17 protein-coding genes and 1 tRNA gene are annotated in these 17,578 nt (G+C 69.1%); 8 read left to right on the top strand and 10 right to left on the bottom strand.

Annotated features, from left to right (window positions below; translation table 11 throughout):
- The first annotated feature begins 240 nt into the window (after positions 1–240).
- From ACTWJ8_RS02780 to ACTWJ8_RS02805, 6 genes are all read left to right on the top strand, one after another.
- Positions 241–1,746: a hypothetical protein gene (locus ACTWJ8_RS02780; RefSeq protein ID WP_443262712.1), complete on the top strand. Its 1,506-nt coding sequence runs from the start codon at positions 241–243 to the stop codon at positions 1,744–1,746.
- Positions 1,743–2,825, top strand: coding sequence for a PrgI family protein (locus ACTWJ8_RS02785; protein WP_443262713.1), 1,083 nt, complete (start codon positions 1,743–1,745; stop codon positions 2,823–2,825). Before ACTWJ8_RS02780 ends, ACTWJ8_RS02785 begins: the two co-directional genes overlap by 4 nt.
- On the top strand, positions 2,822–4,729 hold the full coding sequence (locus tag ACTWJ8_RS02790) for a VirB4 family type IV secretion system protein (protein WP_443262714.1): 1,908 nt from the start codon (positions 2,822–2,824) through the stop codon (positions 4,727–4,729). Before ACTWJ8_RS02785 ends, ACTWJ8_RS02790 begins: the two co-directional genes overlap by 4 nt.
- Before the next feature lie 230 nt (positions 4,730–4,959).
- A complete protein-coding gene (locus ACTWJ8_RS02795; protein ID WP_443262715.1) occupies positions 4,960–7,245 on the top strand; it encodes a type IV secretory system conjugative DNA transfer family protein in 2,286 nt (761 codons plus the stop codon).
- Positions 7,246–7,274: 29 nt separating this feature from the next.
- Entirely contained in the window at positions 7,275–8,345 is a 1,071-nt protein-coding gene (locus tag ACTWJ8_RS02800) for a replication-relaxation family protein (RefSeq protein WP_443262716.1), read from the top strand.
- Positions 8,346–8,365: 20 nt separating this feature from the next.
- A complete protein-coding gene (locus tag ACTWJ8_RS02805) occupies positions 8,366–9,280 on the top strand; it encodes a C40 family peptidase (RefSeq protein ID WP_443262717.1) in 915 nt (304 codons plus the stop codon).
- Positions 9,281–9,305: 25 nt separating this feature from the next.
- Here ACTWJ8_RS02805 and ACTWJ8_RS02810 read toward each other — a convergent pair whose 3' ends face one another.
- The 6 genes from ACTWJ8_RS02810 to ACTWJ8_RS02835 all read right to left on the bottom strand — a co-directional run bounded on the left by ACTWJ8_RS02810 (position 9,306) and on the right by ACTWJ8_RS02835 (position 12,383).
- Positions 9,306–9,944, bottom strand: a complete 639-nt coding sequence (locus tag ACTWJ8_RS02810; RefSeq protein WP_443262718.1) for a hypothetical protein — start codon at positions 9,942–9,944, stop codon at positions 9,306–9,308.
- A gap of 76 nt (positions 9,945–10,020) precedes the next feature.
- A complete protein-coding gene (locus ACTWJ8_RS02815) occupies positions 10,021–10,485 on the bottom strand; it encodes a hypothetical protein (protein WP_443262719.1) in 465 nt (154 codons plus the stop codon).
- Between the two features lie 93 nt (positions 10,486–10,578).
- Entirely contained in the window at positions 10,579–11,694 is a 1,116-nt protein-coding gene (locus ACTWJ8_RS02820) for a DUF932 domain-containing protein (RefSeq protein WP_443262720.1), read from the bottom strand.
- Positions 11,695–11,727: 33 nt separating this feature from the next.
- Positions 11,728–11,801, bottom strand: a tRNA-Ile gene (locus ACTWJ8_RS02825).
- A 33-nt stretch (positions 11,802–11,834) separates the two neighbouring features.
- Positions 11,835–12,080 carry a hypothetical protein gene (locus ACTWJ8_RS02830; protein ID WP_443262721.1) on the bottom strand — a complete coding sequence of 82 codons (246 nt, stop codon included), beginning with the start codon at positions 12,078–12,080 and terminating at the stop codon, positions 11,835–11,837.
- A 9-nt stretch (positions 12,081–12,089) separates the two neighbouring features.
- Complete coding sequence (locus ACTWJ8_RS02835; RefSeq protein ID WP_443262722.1) at positions 12,090–12,383, bottom strand: hypothetical protein; 294 nt, start codon at positions 12,381–12,383, stop codon at positions 12,090–12,092.
- A 141-nt stretch (positions 12,384–12,524) separates the two neighbouring features.
- On the opposite strand from ACTWJ8_RS02835, the gene ACTWJ8_RS02840 reads away from it, so the two are divergent.
- A complete protein-coding gene (locus ACTWJ8_RS02840; protein ID WP_443262723.1) occupies positions 12,525–12,758 on the top strand; it encodes a hypothetical protein in 234 nt (77 codons plus the stop codon).
- A gap of 288 nt (positions 12,759–13,046) precedes the next feature.
- On the opposite strand, the gene ACTWJ8_RS02845 is transcribed toward ACTWJ8_RS02840, so the two are convergent.
- The 3 genes from ACTWJ8_RS02845 to ACTWJ8_RS02855 form a co-directional block, all read right to left on the bottom strand.
- Positions 13,047–13,589, bottom strand: coding sequence for an NUDIX hydrolase (locus tag ACTWJ8_RS02845; protein ID WP_443262724.1), 543 nt, complete (start codon positions 13,587–13,589; stop codon positions 13,047–13,049).
- Between the two features lie 5 nt (positions 13,590–13,594).
- A complete protein-coding gene (locus ACTWJ8_RS02850) occupies positions 13,595–14,716 on the bottom strand; it encodes an adenosylhomocysteinase (protein WP_443262725.1) in 1,122 nt (373 codons plus the stop codon).
- A 63-nt stretch (positions 14,717–14,779) separates the two neighbouring features.
- Positions 14,780–15,220, bottom strand: a complete 441-nt coding sequence (locus ACTWJ8_RS02855; protein ID WP_443262726.1) for an ATP-binding protein — start codon at positions 15,218–15,220, stop codon at positions 14,780–14,782.
- A 226-nt stretch (positions 15,221–15,446) separates the two neighbouring features.
- On the opposite strand from ACTWJ8_RS02855, the gene ACTWJ8_RS02860 reads away from it, so the two are divergent.
- A complete protein-coding gene (locus ACTWJ8_RS02860) occupies positions 15,447–16,775 on the top strand; it encodes a hypothetical protein (RefSeq protein ID WP_443262727.1) in 1,329 nt (442 codons plus the stop codon).
- A 99-nt stretch (positions 16,776–16,874) separates the two neighbouring features.
- Here ACTWJ8_RS02860 and ACTWJ8_RS02865 read toward each other — a convergent pair whose 3' ends face one another.
- A complete protein-coding gene (locus ACTWJ8_RS02865) occupies positions 16,875–17,345 on the bottom strand; it encodes a hypothetical protein (RefSeq protein WP_443262728.1) in 471 nt (156 codons plus the stop codon).
- Between the last annotated feature and the right edge of the window lie 233 nt (positions 17,346–17,578).

Here is a 17,578-nt window from a genome sequence, read left to right on the forward strand (position 1 = left end):
GCCCACGCCGCCGCACCGCCCAGCATCTCTGCTGTTCACTCTCTACCTCTCCCCCGCGGGCCCTCCGACGCCCCGAGCCCTTGTTCCTCTACGGACTGCATCCCCCAACCCGTCGGTCCCAGCGCACCGGAGCCCGCGCCCCAGCCTGCCACTCCGCCGCCGGACAGCGCACCCGGCGGCATCACCGGCTGGATCGCCAAGGGGATCACCAGCGCGCTCAACTCCTTCTTCCGCAGCGCCGTGGACGCGGCCCTCAACCCATTGCTCGATCTCCTCGGCCGGACCCTGCTGACGACACCAAGCCCTTCCTCGCTGCCCCGCCTCGGCGAACTGTGGAGCAACTCCTGGCAGATCTCCATTGCCTGCTACGTACTTCTGGTGGCCGCCGCCGGGGTGGTCCTCATGGCACACGGATCCGTACAGACCCGGTACTCCGCCAAGGAGTTGGTCCCACGCATTCCGCTGGGGTTCTTGATCGCCGGTCTTTCGCTGTTCCTTGCCGGTAAAGCGGTCGGCTTGGCCAACGCCCTGTCCGCTGCGGTGATGGGCGAGGGCGTGGACACGGGCGCAGCGGCGGCCACGCTCCAGACCTTCGTCCTTGCCGCGCTCAACGCCAACACTGGCAGCCTGTTCTTCGTTCTGATCGGCTTCGCCATCGCTGGGACGCTGGCGGCGCTTCTCGTCGGCTACGCCGTCCGGCTCACCCTCACCGTGATCCTCATCGCTGGTGCCCCGTTGGCCCTTATGTGCCACGCGCTGCCGCAGACCGAGGGCATCGCCCGCTGGTGGTGGAGGGCGTTCGGCGGGGTCCTTGCCATCCAGGTCGTCCAGTCGCTCGCGCTGATCACCGCGCTACGGCTCTTCCTCTCGCCGAACGCCGCGTTCGCCGTGTTCGGCGGCAACCGTAGCGGTCTGGTGGATCTGCTCGTCGCGCTCTCGCTGTTCTACGTCCTGTTCAAGATTCCGTTCTGGATTCTCGGATCGGTACGCGGCAGCCACGGCCGCTCGCTCATCGGTGGTCTTGTCCGTACCTACGTCGTCTACCGGACGTTCGGGGCTCTGCGCGGCCGAGGCGGGGCAGGCGGGGGCGGCGGCAGTGGCGGCTCGCCGTCTTCCCCGTTCTCCGGCGGCTCGCCAGTGCCTGGCAGCCCGCCGCCGCCCAGCGGCATTTCGCCGGCAGCAGCGCTGCGACGTACCCGCGAGGGGGCGCGCCTGCCGCGTACGACCTCGCACGGCTCGGCCGGCTACCGCCCTCGGCGCGCGCCTCTACTGCCTTCGTTCCGCGCCCCGGTACCTACGTCACCGGCCGGAGCCGGCGAACCTGCCTGCTCCAACGGCAGCCCCCCGCCTCCGTCGGCGTTCCGCGGCCCCGGTGATCCGCCCTCGCCCGACGCGCCACCCAGGCCCTGGCCCCGACCGACCGGTCCGCCAGGTCCACCTGCCTTCCGGGCGCCGCTCATGCACTCCGCGGTACCACTTGTTCCTCACTCATCGGACTCAGCTGGCGCCCACACCAGCAGCCCCGGCCGATGGCCTGGCGCCTCCTCCCAACGACCGTGGCCCCCTGGCCCCGCCACTTTCCGAGCCCCGGCGCCCGAGAACCCGCTTGCGGCACGCCCGCTGCCACCACGCATCGCATCTCCCCCGGCCACAGCCTTCCGTGCTCCCCCGCCCGTCCCACCGCCGACGACGCCTTCCAGCAGCCGTCCTCTTCCTCCGCCACCGACCTGGAGGCGAGAACAATGAGCACCCCCACCCCGCACCAGCCGCGATACGCGGTCCGCATCCCCGCCGACGTGGACCGTGAGGACACGGTGCTCGCACGCCTCACCGCCCGCCAGCTCCTGATCCTCTCGGTCACCGGAGTGGTGCTCTACGCACTGTGGATCATGGCCCGCCCGTTCCTGCCCCTCGCCGTTTTCCTGGTCGCGGCGCTCCCCGTGGCGGGTGCCGCTGCCGCGCTCGCGCTCGGTCGGCGTGACGGCCTGTCGCTGGACAGACTCCTCATTGCCGCGGTCCGACAACGCATGGCTCCCCGCCATCAGGTCACGGCTCCCGAAGGGATCCATCCGCCGCCCGACTGGCTCGCTCGATACGCCACAGCCCCCGAGGACGGTTCACCGACAGGCACCCATGCCGTACCGCTCGACCTGCCTGCCCGCGGCATCACCGACACCGGAGTCATCGACCTCGGCCCGGACGGACTCGCCGCCATCGGCGTCTGCGGCACGGTGAACTTCGCTCTGCAGACCGCCACCGAGCAGGAGGCCCTGATCGGCGCCTTCGGCCGATATCTCCACTCGCTCACCGCTCCCGTGCAGATCCTCGTACGCGCCGAACGCCTGGATCTGAGCGCGCAGGTCACCGAACTGCACGAGTCCGCGCCGACCCTGCCTCACCCCGCCCTGGCGGCGGCAGCGCTCGAGCATGCCGATTACCTCATGGCGCTCGCCGACCGTGTCGACCTTCTGCGGCGCCAGGTACTGCTCGTCCTGCGCGAGCCCGTGCTAACCCGTCAAGACGCTCCTGGACAGGGCGTCCACCTGCCCACAACCCACCGCACACGTCGTCCATCTGCCACCGACGCGACCCGCCGCGCGGCCGAGGCACGTCTGGTCCGCCGACTCACCGAAGCCGTCGAGCTGCTGGGCCCCATCGGCATCACCGTTACGCCACTCGACGCCGGGCAGGCAACTGCCGCTCTCGCCGCCGCCTGCGATCCGGACAGTCCCCTACGGCCGTCGTCCGCGCTCGCCGGTGCCGACGCGGTCATCACGGCCGACACGAGCCCGTACGAAGACATCGACGCAAGGCGATCGCCATGAAACGCGCCGGCCCCCGCACGCTCCGACGGCAGGGATCAGCCACCGACACAGCCACCGCCGCCTTCGCTCCGGATGCCCTCACCGTCGCCCCGCGGCACCTGGAAGTCAGCGGCGACTGGACGGCATCGTTCGCCGTCACTGGATTCCCGCGCGAGGTGCAGGCCGGATGGCTGCAACCCCTGCTCACCTATCCGGGGCGGGTCGACGTGGCGCTGCACATTGAGCCGATCGATCCAGTCACCGCCGCTCGGCGGCTGCGTCGTCAGCTCGCCAAGCTCGAGTCCGGCCGTCGCTACACGCAGGACAAGGGCCGTCTACTGGACCCGCAGGTGGAGGCTGCCACCGAGGATGCATACGACCTGAGCGCCCGGGTGGCGCGCGGGGAGGGCAAGTTGTACCGCCTGGGCCTGTACCTGACCGTGCATGCCGGCAGTCGGGACCAACTTGCCGACGAGGTCGCCGCGGTCCGGTCGCTTGCCGCGAGTCTGCTCATGGACGCGAAACCCACGACGTACCGAAGTCTGCAGGGCTGGCTCACCTGCCTGCCCATGGCCCTGGACCTGATCAAAATGCGGCGCACCTTCGACACCGCGGCGCTTTCGGCGGCCTTCCCGTTCACCAGCCCCGATCTGCCGCCGTCCGATCCGACCTCCGTCGCCGCGCCGAGCGGAGTGCTCTACGGCTACAACGTCGGCAGTCAAGGCCTCGTCCACTGGGACCGGTTCGCCCTCGACAACCACAACGCGGTGGTGCTCGGGCGCTCCGGCGCCGGAAAGTCCTACCTGGTCAAACTGGAGGCGCTGCGCTCCCTGTACCGCGGGATCGAGATCCACGTGATCGATCCGGAGGACGAGTACGCACGCCTTACGCGTGCGGTGGGCGGCTCCTACGTGCATCTGGGCGCGGGCGACGTCCGCGTCAACCCGTTCGACCTACCGGTACGGACGCGACCCGACGGTCGACTCAGCGCGCCTCGGGACGCGCTCGTACGCCGTTCGTTGTTCGTGCACACCGTGCTCGCGGTGCTGCTCGGCGGAACGCCGAGCCCGGCCGACCGCGCCGCACTCGACCGAGCCATCGCGAGCACGTACCAGCAAGCCGGCATCACCGCCGATCCGCGTACCTGGACGCGGCCGCCACCGCTGCTCGCCGATCTCGCCACCACACTCAGGCACACCAAGGACCGGGCAGCGGCAGCTCTGGCCGACCGGCTGCACCCATTCGTACGGGGCGCGTTCTCCGAGCTGTTCGCGGGACCGACGACCACGCGGCCCGAGGGGCATCTCGTGGCATTCTCGCTGCGGGACCTAGCCGATGAACTCAAGCCAATCGGCACGCTGTTGACCCTCGACACGGTGTGGCGATGCGTCTCCGACCCTTCGCTGCGGCGACCTCGGCTCGTCGTGGTCGATGAGGCCTGGACACTGATGAAGGAGCCCGCCGGGGCCGAGTTCCTCTTCCGTATGGCCAAGTCCAGCCGTAAGCACTGGGCCGGGCTGACCGTGGCCACCCAGGACACCGCCGACGTCCTCTCGACCGACCTGGGCAAGGCAGTCGTCGCCAATGCCGCCACCCAGATCCTGCTGCGCCAGGCCCCACAGGCCATCGACGAGATCACCCGTGCCTTCAACCTCTCCGACGGAGAAAGACAGTTCCTGCTGACCGCCGACCGTGGCCAAGGCCTGCTCTCCGCGACCCAACGTGTCGCCTTCCAGGCCGTGGCATCGGCGACCGAGCACTACTTGGTGACCACTGACCCGGCCGAACTCGTCGCCTACGAGGAACAGGACCACGGGGGCGCCGGAGATGGCGTGTCGATCGAACTGACCACAGCCGAAGACGACTTGACTACCGCCCCCGTACCTACCGGCGAGGAGGACTCGATCGATCTCGGCTCCAGCTGAGCCGGCGCACACCTACTCGCGCCCTTTACCAGGAGGCATCTGCCATGTCACCTCCCCGGACGTCCCCGCTTACGGACTACCTCCGCGATCCGCGGGGCGTGATCCACGACGTGCTCGATCTCCTCAGACGATGCGCACCCGAGTACGGGCCTGCCGCCGGGACAGCCGCACTCCTAGCCGCCGCAGGAGCAATCGGAGTCTGCTGTTGGTGCCGACGGCGTCGGTGCCGCGTGCTGGCCGACCGCGCCCGCGAGATCATCGTCCTCCCGCCGCCCACCGCCGCCCCGGAAGGCGCTGCCGCCCTCTGGGAGAACCTGTCAGGTCTACTCGCTGCGTCCAGGCGCCGACGCCTCGCGGGTCGAGCGCCCCATGTGGTGTGGGAGTACGCCTTCGACCGGGATTCAACACGCCTCCGCCTGTGGGTACCCGGCACGGTCCTGCCGGCTGAGTTCGAGCACGCTGTCGAAGCCGCCTGGCCCGGAGCCCGAACCTTCACCCGCTCCGCACAGCCGCCACTCCCTCAGGACACACCCAAAGGACTTCGGCTGTTCACCTCCGGTGGCGAGTTGAGGCTCTCCCGCGGCGATGCGCTGCCGTTGCGCGCCGACTTCCCGGCCGACCCTCTCCGCGCGCTGTTCGGCGCCACGATTGATCTCGCCCGGCAGGAGCAGGCAATCGTTCAGATTCTGGCCCGGCCGGCAACCCGACGCCGGTCGCGGCGAGCGCACCGGGCCGCACGACGCATCGGCACCGGACGCTCCCCGCGTCTTGTCGGCCGTCTCCTGGACCTCCTGACTCCCGGCCGCCTCCCCCACGCGCGCTCCCGCGCCACGACGGCCGACCGGCAGACAGTGCTCGAGGCTTCCGCTCAGAACAGAGCGATCGTCGCCAAGCAGCGAGGCACCTTGTACGAGACCTCGATCCGCTACGGCATTGCGGCCGCGCTTCGCACCGAGGCGCCCGCTGCAGCCAGGGCGGGTGTGCGAGGCCGTCTACGCGGCAGGGGGCACGCCATCGCCAGCGCTTTCTCGACGTTCACCGAGCACAATCACCTCCGCCGTGTGCGGCTCCGGCGCCCACTGCGTCGCGTTACCGAACGCCGTCTGGATCGCGGCGACTTGCTGTCCATCCCCGAGCTCGCGGCCCTGGCACACCTCCCGTGGGACGACACCGTGGCCGGCCTGCAGCGAGCAGGCGCTCGCTCCGTGCCGCCGCCGCCCGATGTTCCCACTTCCGGAACCACCATCCGTCCGCTCGGACACACCGAGACCAGCCCACACCGCCCGGTCGGCCTCTGGGTGCCCGACGCCCGCCACCACCTCCACGTGCTCGGTGCCACCGGCGCGGGCAAGTCCGAGTTGCTCGCCCGCATGGCGCTTGCTGACGCCGGTGCCGGGCGCGGCCTCGTAGTGATCGATCCCAAGGGCGATCTCGTCAACGATGTCCTGGCGCGCTTGCCGGAGGAACTCGGCCCCAAGGTCGCCCTGTTCGATGCCGACAGCTCCGATCGCCCGCCCGTGCTCAATCCGCTCGACGGCGAGGACGTGGCGCACGCGGTTGACGACATCGTCTCCGTCTTCTCGCGCGTCTACGCGGCCTCCTGGGGGCCGCGCACCGACGACATCCTGCGGGCGGGCCTCCTTACGCTGCGGATGCTGCCGGGCACGCCGACCCTCACGGACCTACCGCGGCTGCTGTCCATCACACCGTTCCGCAGCCGCGCCGTCGCCCAGGTATCCGACGAGATCCTGAGGGGGTTCTGGGCTTGGTACGACGCCTTGTCCGAGACGGGGCGCGCGTATGTGACCGCCCCGCTCATGAACAAGCTGCGGGCCTTCCTCTTGCGCCCGTTCGTACGCGCAGCCCTGGCCTCAGGGCCGTCGACGGTCGACATGAGCCGCGTTCTGGATGGCGACATCTGTCTGGTCCGGATCGCACGCGATTCCCTGGGAGCGGAGACGTCGAGGCTGATCGGTTCGCTCATCCTCGCCAGGACCTGGCAGTCGGCCACCCGCCGGGCTCATCGTCCACCGGCGCGGCGCCGTGACGCGTCCCTGTACGTCGACGAGGCGCACACGTTCCTCAACTTGCCGTACGCCATGGGTGACCTGCTCGCCGAGGCCCGCGGCTACCGGTTGTCGCTCACGCTCGCCCACCAGTACCTCCGCCAGCTCCCCAGCGATCTGGCGGAGGGGATCAGCGCCAATGCCCGTACCAAGGTCTTCTTCAACTCCTCCCCCGAGGACGCCCGCCGCCTTGCCCGACACACCGAGCCCAGGCTGACGGAACACGATCTGTCCCACCTCGCCGCGTTCCACGTCGCCGTGCGGCCGGTCGTCCACGGTGCCGAACTGCCGGCCTTCACCGCGGTGACCCAGAAGCTGCCTCCGCCGATCCGAGGCCGGGCCGACACGATCCGCCGCGCCGCTCGATGCAACGCCCCGTCCATCCCGCCACCTGAGGCAAGCACCCCGCCGCCCGATTCCCCTCCCCGGGATCCCCGCCGTGCGCCCTGACCAAGCCTGCCCCCACAGAGGAGTACGCCATGTCCGCTCACCCCGGCCCGCAGCGCTCACTGCGCGGGCACCGCCCCCAGCGCCCCACTCCACGTGCCGCCACCAGCACCGAGTACGTCGCCCGCCTCGCCGGTCGCCTCACCGACCGGGACCGTTGGCTGGCCCGCATGCTCTACGAGCACAAGGTCCTGACCACCGGTCAGATCACCCAGCTCGCCTGGCCCTCTCCGCGCAGCGCCAACCTCCGTCTCCTCCGCCTGTACCAGTGGCGTGTGGTGGACCGCTTCCAGCCGTTCGTCACCTACGGCTCCGCCCCCATGCACTATGTCCTGGACGTCGGAGGTGCCGCCGTCCTCGCCCGTCAGGACGGTCTGGAACACGGCGAGTTGGACTACCGGCACGACCGTGCGCTCGGCCTGGCCCACTCCCTGCGCCTGGCACACACCGTCGCCACGAACACCTTCTTCACCACCCTGGTCGCGCGCTCACGCCGCGGCGACAGCGAAGGACGGTTGACCGCCTGGTGGTCGGAAGCACGCTGCCGAGGGTTCTTCGGCGACATCGTCCGCCCGGACGCGTACGGCAGGTGGCGTGAACGGGGTACGGAGTTCGAGTGGTTCCTCGAGTACGACTGGGGCACGGAGCGCCCGGCCGATCTCGTGGGTGACAAGCTGCGCGGCTATGCCCATCTCGCGGCGACGAGCGGGATCACCACTCCGGTCCTGTTCTGGACCCCGACGGCGCACCGCGAGGAGCGGGTGCGTCGAGCCCTGGACGTTGCCGCCGCGCTCTTGGAAGAACCCTCGCTCGTGCCCGCGGCGACGACCTCCACCGCTTTCGTCCCGGGCGAGGAAGCCGTCGACCCGGCGGTGCGCAGGTGGCTTCCGCTGGGCGTTCCGACGACGGAATCCGGTCGGCGCCTGTGCCTGGCCGAGCTCTCCACCGCCTGGCCCGGACTGCGCGCTCCCGCCTCAGCGACCGCCCCACACCCAGCAGCGGAGGACCGCGACGATCTCGACGGCGTGTCCGGGCCGCCGCGGCCACCCACGCCTCAGCCGCCTAGCGCGCCGACCGGTCGCCGCCCGCGCTTGGCGCCGTGATGCGCGCGGCGGGCGGTCTCGTGCCCGCGGGCACAGCCGGCGTCATCCTCATCGCCGCGGTGGCGGGCGCGGGGGCAGGGGGTCTCCTGGCCCCCTTCGGTTCCAGCCCTCCCGGCGCCCACGCCTTGGCCGACATTCCAGCCCGCTATCTCGCCCTGTACGCGAACGCCGCGGCCACCTGCCCCGGCCTCGACTGGCCGGTCCTGGCCGCCGTCGGCAAGATCGAGTCGGACCACGGGCGCTCGCCGTTGCCCGGCGTGCACAGCGGCGCCAACTCCGCAGGCGCGCGCGGGCCGATGCAGTTTCTGCTGCCGACGTTCACCGGTGTTGTCGCCCGGCACCCCGCCCTGTGGCGTGGCTCTCGGATGCCGTCACCGTACGATCCCGACGACGCGATCCCCGCGGCAGCGGCCTACCTGTGCGATTCCGGTGCCCGTAACGGCGCGAACGTCACCCGAGCTCTCTGGGCGTACAACCACGACAACGCCTACGTCGCCCAGGTCCTCGCCCAGGCCGACGAGTACCGGAACCACTCGGCACCGAACTCGACGGCGACACGCGCGATCGCCTACGCCCAGGCCCAGCTCGGGCTCCCGTACGTCTGGGGCGGCGACGGCCCTGCCCAGGGCGACGCCGGCTTCGACTGCTCGGGCCTGACCCGCGCCGCCTATGCGGCTGCGGGAGTGCCGTTGCCACGTACGGCTCAGCAACAGTTCGCCGCCGCCCGCCCTCTGCCCACCCGCGCGACCCTGCGCCCTGGAGATCTCGTCTTCTACGGCAGCGATCGCGCCCACATCTCCCACGTGGGCCTTTACATCGGAGCCGCCCGGATGATCCATGCGCCGGGCCGCGGCAAGCCGATCAGGATCGCCCCGCACCGCTATCGCGGGGACAACTACGTGGCGGCCGCGCGCCCGGTACGTGCTGGGCTGTAGGCGCGGCCGCCGGGCGGTGTGCAGGTCACCAGACGCGGAATCCGCTCCGGTGCTGGGCCCGATGCAGGTAGGCGATCCACTGTGTCCAGTAGTCGAGTTCTTCCGCGTCGCCTCCCACGATCACCTTGACTTCCTCGGCGCTGTGGACGCGGTAGCTCTCCAGTGCGGCGGCGATCTCCTCTGGAGTGACCAGCCAGCCGTCGTTCGAGCAAAACTTGTGCAGGGCGATACCGAAGGCCGGATCGGGGTGCCATGCGAGGTGTGCCTCCAGTTGCTTCCAGTAGGCGACCACTTCGGGCCTGACGGGCGAATCCGTCGCCTCGCCCCGGTCACCGTAGGCATCGATTTCCACGTCCGGGACGCCTTCGGGCTCGTGCGGGAACGGCGGCAGCTCGTAGTCGGAAACGACCATGCCGAGCTGTTGCATGACCTCGCAGTACCGGGCCATTCCCCAGATGTTTAGGCGGAAGTACGAGACGTCGACCTCCCTCAGCGCCCGGAAGGCGCGCTCGACGGCTTCCTGGGCCGCCATGTAGGCAGCATCGTCCGGCGGCAGGTCGAGCGTGTCTCGTGCCCTTGCCGCCTCGTTGAAGGCGTTCTCGGCCGCGCGGACAGTGGCGGCCTCGTCGGCGGGCACAGCTTCGATGAACATGTCGTAGCCCATGACGGGCTCCTTGGGTGATTCGGATACAGCGGGTGCCCGGCACGGCGCGCGGTCGTCACCGGGCAAGGGGGGGGCGTTACCAGACGCGGATGCCGCCGTGGTCACGGGCCGTGATCAGCAAGTCGAGCCACTGGGACCACCAAGGCAGTCCCTCGCGGGCGTACGCCTGTATCTGAGGCGTGGCCAACGTCCACCAGCCGAGCGCCGCAGCAATCTCGTCGGGCGTCAGGAGCCATCCGCCGTGGCTGAACTTGTAGCAGGGGATGCCCACGGGGTCCTCCGCCTGTCCGTCGAAGAGTGCGCCGACCGCACCGGCGAACTGTTCGAGGTCGGGCGGTGTCTCCTCGGAGTCCGTGGACAGGAACGCAGTCACACGCGCGGCTGTGGTGCCGTGGTCCTCCGGGAGCGGTTCCCTCGGCGGGCTCAGGTGCTCGATCATGCCGAGCGCATCCATGATCTGGAGCGTCATGGCAAGGCGGGTGCATTCCACACGCAGGTTCACGCCCTGCGTTGCGTCCTCGACCTCCAGTTCAAAGCACATCATTGACCTCCTTGTTGGGTCGGACAGGGATGTACGGGGTGGCCGCGCCCCGGTCGTGGGGACTCTGGGGCGGGGCGCGGCCGGTCGGTGGGCTCACACCGTCCGCAGGCGCATCAGGCGCTCGTGGGCCTTGGACTTGGTGTCGTCGTCGGTGCCTTCCAGCAGCGCCGTGGCGCGGGCGATCTCCTGCGTCATGGTCTTGCCGGGGCGGCGCGGGGCGACGTGATCGAGGTAGTCGGTCAGGGCACGTTCGGCGGCGTACGCCGTGCGCCCGATCTGCTGGGCCTCGATGGTGAACATGTCGGCGAGGGTGTCCCGGCGGCGCTCGTCGGCGCGCACGGTGCGCTCGCTCGCGTCGTCCTTGCGGGGCCACAGTTCGCCGACGAGCCGGTCGAATTCATCGATGGCGAATTCCGTCCGCGCGAGTGCCGTCTCCTCTGCCGCCCACTGTTCGAAGTAGGCGACCGACAGGTTGAGCGTGCGGCGCGCTTCCTTGATCCGGTCGCTGGCCGACTTGGTGTGCCTTACGGTCCACCGGGTGTACGCGTCACGGACGGCGAACCGTTCGGTGTTGCCGCACACCGGCCGCCACGGTGTGACGACGGCAGTGAACGGGGAGCGCCCGTCGTGGGAGTTGATCACGGCGATGAACGGGGTGATCTCGTCGTTGATGCCTTCGGCGTCGACCGTGATCGTGCGCGGGAGGCGGATCGAGACGAACACCTTCCGCCCGGACCGCAGCGCCCCCGCCGATTCCCAGACCACGCCGAACTCGTTCACGAGTTCTTGCAGGAACTCGAAGCCCGACCGGTTCTGGATCGGCGCGTACTGTGCACCGACCACACCGAGCGCGGCGCCCGTATCATCGCGCACGGTGTGGAACTTGCCCTCGTCGCGGCGCAGTTCACCGCGCCACTCGTAGCAGGCGGGGACCCGTTCGACCTGGAAGTCGATCCCGGCGAGCCCGAGCACGGTGTCGATCTCCGTGATCCCTCCGGGGATGACGTTGCCCAGTCCGTGCCACGCGGGGGTGGTGGTGTAGAGGGCGGCCGTACCGGTCGAGGTGTCGAGACCGTCCTTGCCGATCACCTCGCCCGTGTCGTATCCGACGGTGGCGGCGTACGTGCCGTCGTCGCGGCGCACGGCTCCGGTTTCCGCGATGCGCGCGGAGCGCTCTGCGTAGAACCTCTCGTTGACGTCCGTGGACATTGCTCCTCCTCCATGGTCACGAGATGAGAGGAGTGGACCCGACCGGGATCGAACCGGCGCAGACGTTCGGTTATAAGCCGACCGCTCTACCACTGAGCTACGGGCCCTGTGTGCGTGAGGTGTGCCGACGACACGCGCGCTCAGTCGCAGGCGGCGGAGCGGGTGATGGACTCGCGGCGTGCGTGGTGCGGGCCCGAGCGCTCACCCCACGGGTCGACGAGCGCGAACCGGGAGGCCGGAAGACCGAGTTGATCGGCCAACGCACACTCGCGGCACTGGCACGGCAGCGCGAGCCACAGGCCGTGGTGGCTCTTGATCGAGCCGTGATAGATCACGAGGTCACCGGGCTCGATCATGTCGAGCGCCCGGAACAGCGAGTCGGACATGGCGCCCCCTCAGGCAGCCAGAACCGGGAGGGTTGCGGTGCGCGGGTAGCTCCCCCACGCGGTGGCGAGCACGTGGACCTCGCTCGCTCGGTATGCGGCGACGCGACGGAAGCGGCCGTGGATCAGGAGAAATGCACAGCTCGGCTCGCGCCGGTAGATCGTCCGATAGGTCTCGGCAGCGACGCGGCCGAACGGGGAGGCGTACCGCCAGTCGGCGGGGAGGCCCTGAGCGGCGAGGAAGTCGGCGGCCGTTATCCGAGGGACACCGCCCTCAGAAACTGTGTCGCTGAGCTTGGCGTTCATCACGAACCCCCAGACCTGGAGTGCCAACTTTCTTGGCACTTTCAGTGTCTCGCTCGGGACGCTTGATCGCAACAAAGTTGGCAGTGATTCTTTACGCCGCATGCCCGCTTCCGGGCGAGCCGCCGTGAGATCATGCCGACCATGACGCCACGTCCCGACCCGCGCGTTGAGGCCCAATGGCTGCGCAAGCTGGAGCGCGCGACCGCCGCGCACGAAAAGGCGCGCCGCGCGCTGGATGAGGTCATCGCCGACGCGCGCGCCGCCGGCGTGCCGTTGATGACGATCGCGAAGCACACGCCGTACAGCCGGGAATGGGCCCGCAAGATCGCGGAACGGGTCGACGCGGAGCGCACTGGGCCCGGCTCGGCGGATTGAGGGGCGCGGCCTCGGCCCACATGAAGCTGATGGATGCTGAGCAACAGCATTGAGTTGCGGGAGCCGTAGGCAGGGGCGAATGCGCTGCGGACCTGCAGCGCGCCATCTTTTTGCGGACTACCGCTCTAACGGGAAGACGGGTTGGTAGCCGCATCGGCAGTTCTTAAGGCAGGTCCTTAAGCGGCCTTGAAATTGCCAGGCCTGCCGGTACCGACGCCCCCGCCACTTGGCGACATGGCAGCGTCCCGTGCGCGGTCGATCATCGCGCACGGGACGCTCGGCCGTTACTCACCGAGTGGTCTGGACGATGCGATTCCTCAGACGCTCGTCAAGAAGGCTCGACACTTCGCGCCATGCGGCATCGCCGACTTCCTCGGTCTGCAGGTCGCCGATCTCCGCGGTGGTCCGGAAAAGGAAGCGGAAGTCGAAGTGCTGGTGGGCGGGTTCGCGCTTGGCCGGATTGGCCGCGATGGGGTGGATGTCGATGTGGAGCGGTGTCTCACGCTGCGCCGTGACCAAGTGAGCCGGAATTCCGGTCTCCTCTGCCAGTTCACGGCTTGCCGCTTGAAGCAGCGTTCCGTCGCTGGGCTCCAGGTGACCGCCCGGGAGCAGCCACTTCCGGGTGGCGTTGTGCAGGATGTGCAGGACGCGGCCGTCCGACCCGATGAGGATCGCTCCGGCGGTGACATGGCCCGGCAGGGTCTTGCGGCTCGTGAGGTCGTCGCCGTCGTCGAGCAGGCCGAGGATGACGCCCAGTTCACGCTTCTCGTCGGGGTGCTCATCGAGGTACGCGACCAACGTCGAGCGGATGTGGTCTGCCTTGATGGCCATGGTGATCACCTGTTGAAGTAGGAGAGCCAGATCGCCGCGATGACTTCGCGGTCGACTGCGGGAACCTCATGGATACCGGGCACGAGGTCGCCGCGGGTGAGCATCCTGATGGCCGCGAGGATCTCGGCCTGGACCAGGAAGATGAACGGCCCGACGCTGGCGCCGTGGATGAAGTTGACGGCGTTGCCGCCGTTCGCGAGATAGAAGTAGTGACCGGTGGTCTGGTAGCGGGTGACGTGGTCGCCGACCTGCGTACGGGTGTAGACATCGGGGAGTCCGGCGAGGTCGAGCTCGTCCTCGCTGGAGGTCACCGTGGCGACGTAGGCGCCATTGCGCAGGTGGGAGAAATCTTCGCCACGCAATGAAACGGCACCCGTCGCGCAGAGCACCAGACCGGCCCCGGTCAGAGCGGCTTCGCGGTCTCGGGCGACGGTGAAGCCCTGAGACAGGGCCTGTGTACGGCGCACCGGATCGATGTCGAAGACCGTGACCTGGACACCCTTGGCGTGAAGAAGACGGGCGATCGAGCTGCCCAGCTTGCCGAAGCCGATCACCAAGGCCGGACGACCGTGGAGGATGTCGCCGCGGTCCCGCATGACGGCTTCGGTGGAGAAGACCACGGACTGGCCGACGAGGTAGTCCTCGGGGTCCTTCAAGGGTGAGCGCGCGACCGAGACGACCGGGCACGGCAACTTGTCGAGGTCCTCGTAGCGCCTGCGTCCGTTCTCGGTGTCCTCGATCACCCCGAGGAGCCGACCTGTGAACCGGCTGGCGACCTCAATAAGGCTCGGTGCGAAGTAGCCGCCTACGTCCAGCAAACAGACCGTGTCTCCGGCCGCCCTGGACTCGAAGTAGTCGACGGCCGTGTCGTCGTCGGTGAACATCTCCCGGGCGAGGCAGTCAACCGGAACGGCCTGCTCGACCTCCCGCTTCGCAGCTTGCTGGACCGACTTCGGCTTGGGCAGCACAGCCGCCAGCCTCGTCATGGCGGAGACCGCACGCACGAACGCAGGGCGCTCCGCCAGCAGGTGCGTGATCAGGAACGATGCGGCCCGTTCTTCCGGAGCGAACTGCGCGGCGACGCGCGCGAAGTACGCGTCCAACCGTGCGCGTTCGAAGGTTTCCATCGTCAGTGCCCTCAAATCCGTCCAGTGGATCGTGCAGGGGTGGGGAGGCCGTACGTGGAGTAGTCAGGGAGCCATCTGGACGCGGGTCGTCTTGCCGCTGTCACCGCGCAGGAACCAGGAGATGCGACCACCGAGCGCGCGGATCACGAAGAGACCTCGGCCTTGCTCGGATTCGCTGTCGTCCGGCTGGAGTCTGCCAAAGTTCGGGAATGCCGGCAGCGGGTCGGACACGTCGATCAGCACGCTTCCGTCGTCGAGCGCGACCAGTCGGCATTCCAGCAGATGGCCCACGATGCGGCCGTGGTTGATCGCGTTCGTGAGGAGTTCGGAGCCGACGAGCACCGCGTCCTGTACGTCTCCACGCCACTGCCACATGGTGAGGGTACGGCGTATGTGCACACGAGCCAGCGGCACGGAGCCGTGCACCATCGCGTACTCCATCGCCCACTCGTGCAGGACGCCCGCAGTGACTACTGGGGAGGTGTCGGTCGTGTTCACGGGCACGGGCCCTCTCTTCAGTGACCTGTCTTCCGGTTCACCAGAGTTTCGGTCGGTGAAGGGAGGGCGCCATGTGCCGGAGGTATCACCTGGGTCTCGTTCTCCCGCGACCAGGACTCATCTGCATGTCACCTCTCCAACTACCGTTCCAACGAGCACCGTTGGAGGGAAAGTCAGGTAGCCGACCAACGATGCCGTGGTCGGCTGTGCCCACGTGGAGGAGGACGACCTCATGGCGCAGATCGAAGAGGCTCGCAACCTGCTGCACGCCTTCGTCCTGGCGCGCTCGCTGACGTACTCGGAAGGAGCGAAGGAGTACCGGCGGACCGGACAGCAGATCGGCGACGAACTGGACGACGACTCCTACCGGACCGCAGACGTGTCCGAGCCCACGTGGCGGCGATGGACCAGCGGACAACAGCGGCGTGCACCCAATCCACCGGCACCCCGCATTCTGGAGCGGATGTTCGGCCACCCCGTCACGGAGCTGCTCGGCCCGGCGCGTCCGGCTGCGCTCTTCCCGCAATCACCGCTCGACGAAAGCGACATCGCCATGACTGCTCGTGATGCAGCCGCCCACGCCGGGCAAGCCGCCTCCGCGCACATCTCCGAAATGACCATCGACCAGATCGAGGACGACGTACGCACACTGGCGGTCGCCTACGAGACAACCGACCCGGTGACGGCGTTCCGACGGACCGAGAACCTGCTGCTCGACATCCAGGACAAGCTCGAGCGCACCCAGCGGCCTCGACAGCAGGAGCGCCTCTACCTTGCGGCCGGCATGGCAAGCGCACTGCTCTCCGTGGCCTCGTTCGACCTGGCTGTTCTCGGCCCAGCGGTCCAGTTCGCTCGGACGTCGGCGATGTATGGCCAGACGATCGAGCACGGGCCGTTGCAGGCGTACGCGCACGGCGTGCTCGCGTACTTGGCGTATTGGGACGGTCGACCGACGGCCGCGCTCCGTCACGTCCGGATCGCGGAAGGATTCGCCGGAGTGGGTGACGTCGGCCGGATTCGCCTCGCGTCCGTCGAGGCCCGCGCTCACGCACACCTGGGCCGTCGCCGGGACGCGGAGCGCGCCGTGCAGGCAGCTCTCGAACCGGCGGCCGACCTACGGGACGACCTCCACGACGAGGTGGGCGGCGAGTTCGCCTTCGGACCAGCTCGCGCGGCAATGAGCCATGCCAGCACGTACCTGATCCTCAACGACGCCCAGCGCGCCGAGGCGTCCGCCGCGCACGCCCTGCAGTTGCTGACCAACGACCCGCACGCCGATCGGCCGGTGCAGATGCAGGTGACCGTGGACCTGGCCCGCGCCCGGCTGCTACGAGGCGAACTCGACGGCGCGGACGAGGCCCTGGCCCCCGTCTTCGACACCGCAGTGGAGTGGCGCACCATCGGCCTCGTCGACAGGGTCGCCCGACTCCGGGCCGAAATGGCTCGCCCCAACCTCGCGTCATCCACGATGGCCGGTTCACTCGGCGAACAGATCGAGGGTTTCGTGGCACGGGCGGCGGCCCGACCGCTGCCCGCGAGTCGTCTCGCCATAGGTTCTTAGGCGATGCGTAGATTGGCTGCCACGCCCGCATGGCATTCCAGACGACGCGTGCCGGGAAGCCGCCCCCGTACGGTTCCCAGCACGCGCCCGTGCAGCGCCTTACGGCAGACAGTTGGGCCCGTCTTCAACGCGCCAGTAAGACCAGGTGGGGATCGATGCGTAGTGGAGACGCAAGGTCGCGCACTTGTTCTGCTGCGCGGCGACATTGATGGAGCCGATGCTGACGGCACCGTAGATGGCTCCTCCAGCACCGCACGCGAGGGAGAGAACCGCTCCGCCGGGGCCACAGAGCGCGGCCGCCGCACCAGCTACGGCTGCGGGGCCGCCCTGCACGGCCGGCTGCAGGGTGTTCTTGGTGTAGCTGCGGCTGTAGATGAGGTCGACGTAGCCGGGGCCACCGACAATCTTGCCCGGCGGACCGGCCGCAGGTGTGGCCTTGGGTGCGGGCTCGGAGGGCTGCGCATGGGCAGCCGGTGCCGCCGCGGCCACGCCCAGGCAGGCAAGAGTTGCGGCGATCACTCCGCCGCGGACGCAACTGCGCTTCAAAATAAGGGTGTTCAGGATCGCCATGCATGCTCCATGAGGGTCTGTACGTTCGGCTGGATCATCGTCCCGTAAGCGCAGGCCCCTTTGGCCGGCTTGGGGTGCTGGAATCCCAGCCGATTGATCATCGTTCGCTTATCAATCCACGATCGAGGGCGCGCAGCGGTGTGGAAGACTGGCGAGCGACTCGAAGCAGGCAGCAGTACAGGGGGAGTTTTCCTGTGGGAGGCGACCGGACCGGTCGATCGGATCCCAGTGTC

The sequence above is a fragment of the Streptomyces sp. SDT5-1 genome (genome assembly GCF_052245995.1).
In the GTDB taxonomy this organism is placed as follows: Bacteria; Actinomycetota; Actinomycetes; order Streptomycetales; family Streptomycetaceae; genus Streptomyces.

Coding starts and splice junctions, on each gene's coding strand:
- ACTWJ8_RS02785 (WP_443262713.1), top strand. CDS start 1,743: ATGAGCACCCCCACCCCGCACCAGCCGCGATACGCGGTCCGCATCCCC.
- ACTWJ8_RS02790 (WP_443262714.1), top strand. CDS start 2,822: ATGAAACGCGCCGGCCCCCGCACGCTCCGACGGCAGGGATCAGCCACC.
- ACTWJ8_RS02800 (WP_443262716.1), top strand. CDS start 7,275: ATGTCCGCTCACCCCGGCCCGCAGCGCTCACTGCGCGGGCACCGCCCC.
- ACTWJ8_RS02810 (WP_443262718.1), bottom strand. CDS start 9,944: ATGGGCTACGACATGTTCATCGAAGCTGTGCCCGCCGACGAGGCCGCC.
- ACTWJ8_RS02815 (WP_443262719.1), bottom strand. CDS start 10,485: ATGTGCTTTGAACTGGAGGTCGAGGACGCAACGCAGGGCGTGAACCTG.
- ACTWJ8_RS02820 (WP_443262720.1), bottom strand. CDS start 11,694: ATGTCCACGGACGTCAACGAGAGGTTCTACGCAGAGCGCTCCGCGCGC.
- ACTWJ8_RS02830 (WP_443262721.1), bottom strand. CDS start 12,080: ATGTCCGACTCGCTGTTCCGGGCGCTCGACATGATCGAGCCCGGTGAC.
- ACTWJ8_RS02835 (WP_443262722.1), bottom strand. CDS start 12,383: ATGAACGCCAAGCTCAGCGACACAGTTTCTGAGGGCGGTGTCCCTCGG.
- ACTWJ8_RS02840 (WP_443262723.1), top strand. CDS start 12,525: ATGACGCCACGTCCCGACCCGCGCGTTGAGGCCCAATGGCTGCGCAAG.
- ACTWJ8_RS02845 (WP_443262724.1), bottom strand. CDS start 13,589: ATGGCCATCAAGGCAGACCACATCCGCTCGACGTTGGTCGCGTACCTC.
- ACTWJ8_RS02850 (WP_443262725.1), bottom strand. CDS start 14,716: ATGGAAACCTTCGAACGCGCACGGTTGGACGCGTACTTCGCGCGCGTC.
- ACTWJ8_RS02860 (WP_443262727.1), top strand. CDS start 15,447: ATGGCGCAGATCGAAGAGGCTCGCAACCTGCTGCACGCCTTCGTCCTG.
- ACTWJ8_RS02865 (WP_443262728.1), bottom strand. CDS start 17,345: ATGGCGATCCTGAACACCCTTATTTTGAAGCGCAGTTGCGTCCGCGGC.